The organism is Brevundimonas aveniformis DSM 17977 (genome assembly GCF_000428765.1).
GTDB lineage: Bacteria > Pseudomonadota > Alphaproteobacteria > Caulobacterales > Caulobacteraceae > Brevundimonas > Brevundimonas aveniformis.
In genome coordinates, this window is sequence record NZ_AUAO01000002.1 from 613,775 (window position 1) to 620,197 (window position 6,423).

General features: G+C 64.7%; 9 protein-coding genes and 1 riboswitch. Of the genes, 3 read left to right on the top strand and 6 right to left on the bottom strand.

Annotation, left to right across the window (positions count from 1 at the left end):
* Positions 1 to 13: 13 nt before the first annotated feature.
* Genes G391_RS0108380 through G391_RS0108390 form a run of 3 tightly spaced genes read right to left on the bottom strand, consistent with a single transcriptional unit; the run spans position 14 to position 1,565 of the window.
* Complete coding sequence (locus G391_RS0108380; protein ID WP_029087120.1) at positions 14 to 661, bottom strand: DUF6498-containing protein; 648 nt, start codon at positions 659 to 661, stop codon at positions 14 to 16.
* A complete protein-coding gene (locus tag G391_RS0108385; protein WP_035304031.1) occupies positions 658 to 1,302 on the bottom strand; it encodes a DUF6498-containing protein in 645 nt (214 codons plus the stop codon). The genes G391_RS0108380 and G391_RS0108385 overlap by 4 nt, the downstream gene beginning before the upstream one ends.
* Positions 1,303 to 1,343: 41 nt before the next feature.
* Positions 1,344 to 1,565 (bottom strand): hypothetical protein, encoded by a 222-nt coding sequence (locus G391_RS0108390; protein WP_029087122.1) that lies wholly within the window; start codon positions 1,563 to 1,565, stop codon positions 1,344 to 1,346.
* 181 nt (positions 1,566 to 1,746) lie between these two features.
* Positions 1,747 to 1,889, top strand: a riboswitch (yybP-ykoY riboswitch).
* 55 nt (positions 1,890 to 1,944) lie between these two features.
* Between G391_RS0108390 and G391_RS0108395 the strand changes: the two genes are divergently transcribed.
* Positions 1,945 to 2,514, top strand: coding sequence for a manganese efflux pump MntP (locus G391_RS0108395; RefSeq protein WP_029087123.1), 570 nt, complete (start codon positions 1,945 to 1,947; stop codon positions 2,512 to 2,514).
* Between the two features lie 67 nt (positions 2,515 to 2,581).
* A complete protein-coding gene (locus G391_RS0108400) occupies positions 2,582 to 3,079 on the top strand; it encodes a hypothetical protein (RefSeq protein WP_029087124.1) in 498 nt (165 codons plus the stop codon).
* Here the strand turns inward: G391_RS0108400 and cobB are convergent.
* The 3 genes from cobB to G391_RS0108415 all read right to left on the bottom strand — a co-directional run bounded on the left by cobB (position 3,076) and on the right by G391_RS0108415 (position 4,873).
* On the bottom strand, positions 3,076 to 3,783 hold the full coding sequence (gene cobB / locus G391_RS0108405; RefSeq protein WP_029087125.1) for a Sir2 family NAD+-dependent deacetylase: 708 nt from the start codon (positions 3,781 to 3,783) through the stop codon (positions 3,076 to 3,078). The genes G391_RS0108400 and cobB overlap by 4 nt on opposite strands.
* Positions 3,784 to 3,808: 25 nt before the next feature.
* Positions 3,809 to 4,357 (bottom strand): HdeD family acid-resistance protein, encoded by a 549-nt coding sequence (locus tag G391_RS0108410; RefSeq protein ID WP_029087126.1) that lies wholly within the window; start codon positions 4,355 to 4,357, stop codon positions 3,809 to 3,811.
* A 75-nt stretch (positions 4,358 to 4,432) separates the two neighbouring features.
* Positions 4,433 to 4,873, bottom strand: a complete 441-nt coding sequence (locus tag G391_RS0108415; RefSeq protein WP_029087127.1) for a VOC family protein — start codon at positions 4,871 to 4,873, stop codon at positions 4,433 to 4,435.
* Positions 4,874 to 4,933: 60 nt separating this feature from the next.
* Here G391_RS0108415 and G391_RS0108420 point away from each other — a divergent pair, with 60 nt between their 5' ends.
* Complete coding sequence (locus G391_RS0108420) at positions 4,934 to 6,040, top strand: S-(hydroxymethyl)glutathione dehydrogenase/class III alcohol dehydrogenase (protein ID WP_029087128.1); 1,107 nt, start codon at positions 4,934 to 4,936, stop codon at positions 6,038 to 6,040.
* Positions 6,041 to 6,423: the final 383 nt, after the last annotated feature.

The following is a 6,423-nucleotide window of genomic DNA, read 5'->3' on the forward strand; positions in this document are numbered from 1 at the left end:
CCGTCGATGGAATTTAGTCGATGCGCGCCTTGGCCAGCCAGTTCTTGCCGAGCGTGCCGGTCAGCTCGATGGCCATCTTACCGATGCACAGCAGCAGCATCGTCCAGGTCGGTGCGCCGATCGCATTCAGGCCGGCTGCGCCGAGCAGCACCGTGATATGCAGCACCATGACCCGCGGGTAGGGCAGGAACATTTCCATCTTGGGATTGGCCGTCTCCCAGGCCCTGGGGCGGAGCCACCCCTGCCAGAATTGCATGGCCTGAATGACCAAGATGCCGATGATGGCCAGGCCGAAGCCGCGCATCTCCTCGGGGGAGGACTCTCCCGGGGAAATCTCGCTCGCCAACAGCAAGGCGAAAAAGCCATGGACGATCCAGAAGACGCCGTAGTGGAAGGTGAAGAAAGCCGCTGTCCCTAGGCGCGCTATCAACGGCGTTCCTCCGATCACCGATCCCGCTGTCGGCGGCGGTCCTTGCGCCATCAGGATGCGTGGCACGGTGAACAAGCCCACGAAGAAGTTCTCGATCCAGTAGAGGATCAGGATCAAGCCCGGATCCCAGTCCAGGAACAGGACCCCGAAAACCGGCAACAGATTGCCGAACACGATCGAGATGACGGTCCAGACCTTGGCCAGCGGGAATCGGGCGGGCTGGTCGGTCATCGCACCGCCTCAAGCCGTACCTTGAAGCCGGCTTGCCAGAGCGACACCCCCACATCGATGAGCATCTTGGCCACGCAGAGCAGGATGACCAGATTGCGCGCGCCGCCGCTGAGGCTGACGATCCAGAACCCGCCGATGACCGCCAGGTGCAGGGCAACGACCCGACCATAGGGCCGGAACATCTCAGCGGCGGGGTCGGCCCCTCGCCAAGCCTGGGGCCTGGCCCAGTCGCGCCAGTACATCATCGTCAGCATCAGCCCGATCCCGATGAGCGCCAGCCAGAACGAGCGGTCGCCAAAGGTCGATAACCAGGCGGCATTCCAGCCTCCGCCCGGCATGAACACCAGCACCAGAAGCCAGGTCAGGACGCCGTGGACCAGCCAGAACAGGCCGTAGTGAATGAGGAAGAAGACGCTGAGCTGGAAAGGTTCGTCCTGTGCTGCGTTGCGCTCAGCGTCGCGCACCCGCAGCCAGGTGAAAATCCCCACGAGCAGGGTCTCCAGCCAGAACAGGACGACGATCTGGATCGCGTCCCAGCCGTAGTTGATCACGCCCCAGATCGGGATCAGGCCGGTGACGATGATCGCCAACAGGCTGAAGATCGACAGGCCCCTCGGCGTCTGGTCCGCAGTTTCCCCCATGGCCCTACATGGCCCAGGAACGCCGCGCTGCAAACCCGCCATCAGTCCTCGTCAGTTTCGCGCAGGCGTGCCTTCCACTCCTGAACCGTCTCGGCCTCGCCTTTCCAGACATGCCGTGGATTGCCGCACATGGCGCATGAACAGACGGCCAGGCGGTCCGCCCAGTAGTGAGCCTTGAGCCTGTCTGGATAGATTCGGCGCGCCTTGGCCTTCATGCGCAAGGCATCCCGGCGACGGCGCTGGCGCTTCATTTCATCCGACATGGCGTCTCTCCCTGAGGGCAAAGACGCGTCGGCCCCGCACCTCCTGTTGGAAGCCGGGGCCGATCGACGCGGTGGTCGATGCCGCACGTTTGGCAGAACGCGGCCGCGACCGCATCTTTCCAAACCTGATCGCCGCGCGCCGGTACGGCGCAGGTTGCATCGGCCACGCCCTCGCTGTAGTCAGCGCACCGTTGGGGAGTAGCTTCCGGCACCCAGACATATGCCGGGGTCACGTCAACAGACTCGCCTCTCGGGGCGTGGCGTGACCAGCGAGATCACCGTTTGCCGGTGGCCGCCTAGCGAGACCAGCGTGCCTTTCGGCTCCTGACCGGCGGAGTGCGAGAGCGCGCTGTCTTGTGTGCCCGGCGGACTTTTCAACATGACCCCTCTCGCGATTGCGGCCCTGTCCCTGAGCATGTCGACCGACGCCTTTGCGGCGGCGGTTGGGCGCGGGGCTTCGCACCGCCCGCCGCTGGGCAAGGCGGTGCGCAATGGCCTGGTCTTCGGCGTGATTGAGGCGATTACGCCGATCATCGGCTGGTCGCTCGGCCTGGTGGCGGCCAGCTTCGTTGAGGCGATTGATCACTGGATCGCCTTTGGGCTGCTCGGCGCTGTCGGGGCCAGAATGCTGTGGGAGGCGTTTCAGCCGGTTGAGGCGTTTGATGCCGAGGCTTCGGCCCGCCGCGGCCTGCTGGGCCTGATTGCCACGGCTATCGGCACCTCGATCGATGCGGCTGCGGTCGGCGTCAGCCTGGCTTTCATTGGGGCGAATATCTGGATTGTCGCGCTGAGCATCGGCTTCACCACCTTTGCCCTGACGACCCTGGGCATGATGATCGGAAGCGCGGTCGGGGCTCGCTTCGGCAAGCTGGCAGAAGGGTTGGGCGGCGTGCTGCTGATCGGGATCGGCGTGACCATACTGGTCGAACACATGCATTGGCTCGGCTAGGCCGTCAGGCCCGGTCAGTGGCCCCTTGGTTCGTGGCGCGCTAAGCCGCCTCGAACAGGAGGGACGAATGCGTGCGATAGCAGCCCCGATCATGGCGATGGCGCTTGTGGCGGCCCCGGCGGCCTCGGCGCAATCCATGAATATCCCGCTGATCACGCGCGTGACGCTGACAGAGATCTGTGGTCCCTGGTTGCAGACAGGTGATCTGGCTGCCGCCGTTCAGGCCGGCATCGCCGCCGATTACCGCGCGGCTCCCAATCTCAACCCAGCCAATCCACCGTCTTTCGTCGTCTTGGACGGTTCTCTCACCCATCGTGGCCGGGTTGTTCTGATCAACGACAACGATCAGGTCTGCTCTGTCGACATGGCCGAGGCTGGTGTCATCCAGCTCTCAGACCTCGCCGCTGAAACCCTGACCGCCTTGGGGATGAGCCGGGTCTTCGTCCAGGGGGGCGCGACGCTTGGAGTCATCGTCTGGGCCGGAGAGGACCGTCAGGCGGTCATCGCGCCCTCGGATCGTTCAAGCGGCGCGGCGATCACCCTGAGCTGGCGGCGACGCGATTAGAGTGTCGCGATGAAAGGCGGCACCATCTCGGTGGCCGGGCCATAGAGATGCTCTTCGAACGCACTGGCTGCCAGCGACGGCTCCAGATTGATTTCCACCGTCCGCGCTCCGGCCAATCGGGCCTCTCGGACGAAACCAGCCGCCGGATAGACGGCACCCGAGGTGCCGATGGAGACGAACAGGTCGCAGCGTTCCAGCGCCGCATAGATGCGTGGCATTTCGAGCGGCATCTCGCCAAACCAGACGATGTGCGGTCGCAACCAGCCGTCCGACGAGAAGGGGCTGTCGTGGTAGGGGGCCAAATCCTCGCGCCAGTCGCACACCTGATCCGTGGCGGTACAGCGGACCTTGAGCAACTCGCCGTGCATATGGATCAGTTCGAACCCGGGCCTCGGCGAGACGGCGGCATGAGCCCTGTCGTGCAGGTCATCAACATTCTGGGTAACCAGAAGAAACGCGCCGTCCCAATGGGCGGCCAGGTCGGCCAGGGCCCGATGCGCGGCATTGGGATGCACCGTGGGCAACAGGGCCCGGCGTTTGTTGTAGAAATCTTGGACGAGGCCGGGATTGGCGGCGAAGGCCTCAGGCGTGGCCACGTCCTCCACCCGATGGCCTTCCCAAAGACCATCATCGGCCCGAAAGGTCGGGACGCCGCTTTCGGCCGAAATGCCGGCACCGGTCAGGACGACAAGACGTCGTGCCACGCCTGATCCGGTGCCGGGGTTCGCGTCAGCTCGAGGCGCGATTGCCCATCATCGAAGCGAGGAGCAGGGACACGCCGGTCACCAGGAAGTCCACGCCGACGATGGTGCCCAGGGTCAGGCCCGCCATTTCCATAAGGTTGAACAGCACCAGTCCGCCCAGCAGCAGGCTGAGCGCACCCCCCAGGCCTAGCCAGATCCGCGACGAGCCATACCGACCGTCAAACGCCAGGATGATGCCGGTGATCCCGCGCGCGACCAGAACGATGCCGACAAACATGGTCAGCGATACGGCTCCGACGCCCGGCTGGGCGATGATCCAGATGCCGAGGCCCAGGGCCATGATCGACCACAGGGCGTTCATCCAGACGCCGTTGCCGCGGCGCTCCGTAAAGGTGGCGATCAGGCCGATCAGACCACCTGCCGCCATGACGATGCCGATGACCAGTACCGTCGCGAGCGTCGACACCACCGGCAGGGCCAGCGCCGCAACACCCAGGATAATCATAAGGATGGCGTAGAAGCCGCCCACCAGTCGCAGGCCGCGACCCGCATTCTCGATTGGACTATCTGTCATGGCATTCCTCCCTGTCATGAACAGGTGCGACAGTACGCCGCAATTGGGAGATCGGCAATCAACGATCTCCTAACCTTACCAGGCCCCCGTATTGGGCATGGATGCCCACGGTTCAACGGGCGGCAGGGGATCGCCCTCCTGCAGCAGCTCAACCGAGATTCCATCGGGGGACCGGACGAAGGCCATATATCCGTCGCGCGGCGGCCGGTTGATGGTCACCCCGCCGTCCAGCAGCCGCTGACAGGCCGCATGGATGTCATCGACCTTGTAGGCCAGATGGCCGAAATTTCGCCCGCCCGAATATTGCTCGGGGTCCCAATTGTAGGTCAGCTCAACCTCGGGCGACCGCTCGGCGCTGGATCGCGCCCGGTCCGCTGGAGCCGCCAGAAAGACCAGCGTGAAACGGCCCTGCTCGCTGTCCATGCGCCGCATTTCCTCCAGACCGAGCAGGTCGCACCAGAAGTGCAGCGAGGCGTCGAGGTCCGAAACCCGGACCATGGTGTGGAGGTAGCGCATGAAGGTTCCTCATTGCGGAGCGGCAAACTAAGGGTAGGAACGCCCGAGAGGAGATTCCACATGAAAACCCGCGCCGCCGTCGCCTTTGAGGCCAAACGCCCCCTGGAAATCGTCGAGGTCGATCTGGAGGGCCCCAAGGCGTTTGAGGTGCTGATCGAGATCAAGGCGACGGGCATCTGTCACACCGACGCCTATACGCTCGACGGGCTGGACTCAGAGGGCATCTTCCCCTCGATCCTGGGCCACGAGGGCGCGGGCGTGGTGGTCGAGGTCGGGCCGGGCGTCACTAGCGTGGAGGTCGGCGATCACGTCATCCCGCTCTACACGCCCGAGTGCCGTCAGTGTAAATCCTGCCTCAGCCGCAAGACCAATCTGTGCACCGCCATCCGCGCCACGCAAGGCAAGGGCGTCATGCCTGATGGCACCAGCCGCTTCTCCTACAAGGGCCAGCCCATCGCCCACTACATGGGCTGCTCGACCTTCTCGAACTACACCGTCCTGCCCGAGATCGCGGTGGCGAAAATCCGCAAGGACGCCCCCTTCGACAAGGCCTGCTACATCGGCTGCGGCGTGACCACGGGCGTGGGCGCGGTGACCAATACGGCCAGGGTCGAGCCGGGCGCCAACTGCGTCGTCTTCGGTCTGGGCGGCATCGGCCTGAACGTCATCCAGGGGCTGAAGATGGTCGGGGCCGACATGATCGTCGGCGTCGACGTCAACCCGGCCAAGGCGGAATGGGGCGAACGCTTCGGCATGACCCATTTCGTCAATCCGAAGGACCACAGCGACATCGTCGCCCATCTGGTCGAGCTGACCGGGGGCGGGGCCGACTACACCTTCGACTGCACCGGCAACACCACCGTCATGCGCCAGGCACTGGAGGCCTGCCATCGCGGCTGGGGCGAAAGCATCATTATCGGCGTGGCCGAAGCGGGCAAAGAGATCGCCACCCGCCCGTTCCAGCTGGTCACCGGCCGCGTCTGGAAGGGCTCAGCCTTCGGCGGCGCGCGCGGCCGCACCGACGTGCCCGGCATCGTCGACTGGTACATGGACGGCAAGATCGAAATCGACCCCATGATCACCCACACCCTCCCGCTCGAACGCATCAACGAGGCCTTCGACCTGATGCACGCGGGCGAAAGCATCCGTAGCGTGGTGGTGTTTTAGGGTCCGCACCCAATCACCGCCGCCCCCCCCTAAGTTTGTCATCCCGGCCAAGCCGCTTCGCGGCGCAGAGCCGGGACAAGCGCGCCGCTCACTGCGCCATCCGACGCAATCCCGCCCTTGTCCCGGCTCGCCCCCGCTTTCGCGGGGACGTCCGGGATGACAAAGTTGGGGGGATTGCACCCCCTCAACGCCCGCATTCCGCCCGAAAACACCCCTTCCGATCCATCACATCGCAAAAAGCGATCGCAAGTTATCCGCCGGCTTTTCCGTCTCCCCATACTCACACTCGTCTCCACCGCAGGGAGAGGCGCCTCAGGATCCAGGCACTGATGCGGCGGCGGGGATCGGTCGAGCGGGTTCTTTCCGTCGTCCGGCTATGGGTC

What these genes read in the sequence shown, in the direction of transcription:
- G391_RS0108385 (WP_035304031.1), bottom strand. Translation starts at nt 1,302, where the DNA reads ATGGGGGAAACTGCGGACCAGACGCCGAGGGGCCTGTCGATCTTCAGC.
- G391_RS0108400 (WP_029087124.1), top strand. Translation starts at nt 2,582, where the DNA reads ATGCGTGCGATAGCAGCCCCGATCATGGCGATGGCGCTTGTGGCGGCC.
- G391_RS0108410 (WP_029087126.1), bottom strand. Translation starts at nt 4,357, where the DNA reads ATGACAGATAGTCCAATCGAGAATGCGGGTCGCGGCCTGCGACTGGTG.
- G391_RS0108395 (WP_029087123.1), top strand. Translation starts at nt 1,945, where the DNA reads ATGACCCCTCTCGCGATTGCGGCCCTGTCCCTGAGCATGTCGACCGAC.
- G391_RS0108380 (WP_029087120.1), bottom strand. Translation starts at nt 661, where the DNA reads ATGACCGACCAGCCCGCCCGATTCCCGCTGGCCAAGGTCTGGACCGTC.
- G391_RS0108415 (WP_029087127.1), bottom strand. Translation starts at nt 4,873, where the DNA reads ATGCGCTACCTCCACACCATGGTCCGGGTTTCGGACCTCGACGCCTCG.
- G391_RS0108390 (WP_029087122.1), bottom strand. Translation starts at nt 1,565, where the DNA reads ATGTCGGATGAAATGAAGCGCCAGCGCCGTCGCCGGGATGCCTTGCGC.
- G391_RS0108420 (WP_029087128.1), top strand. Translation starts at nt 4,934, where the DNA reads ATGAAAACCCGCGCCGCCGTCGCCTTTGAGGCCAAACGCCCCCTGGAA.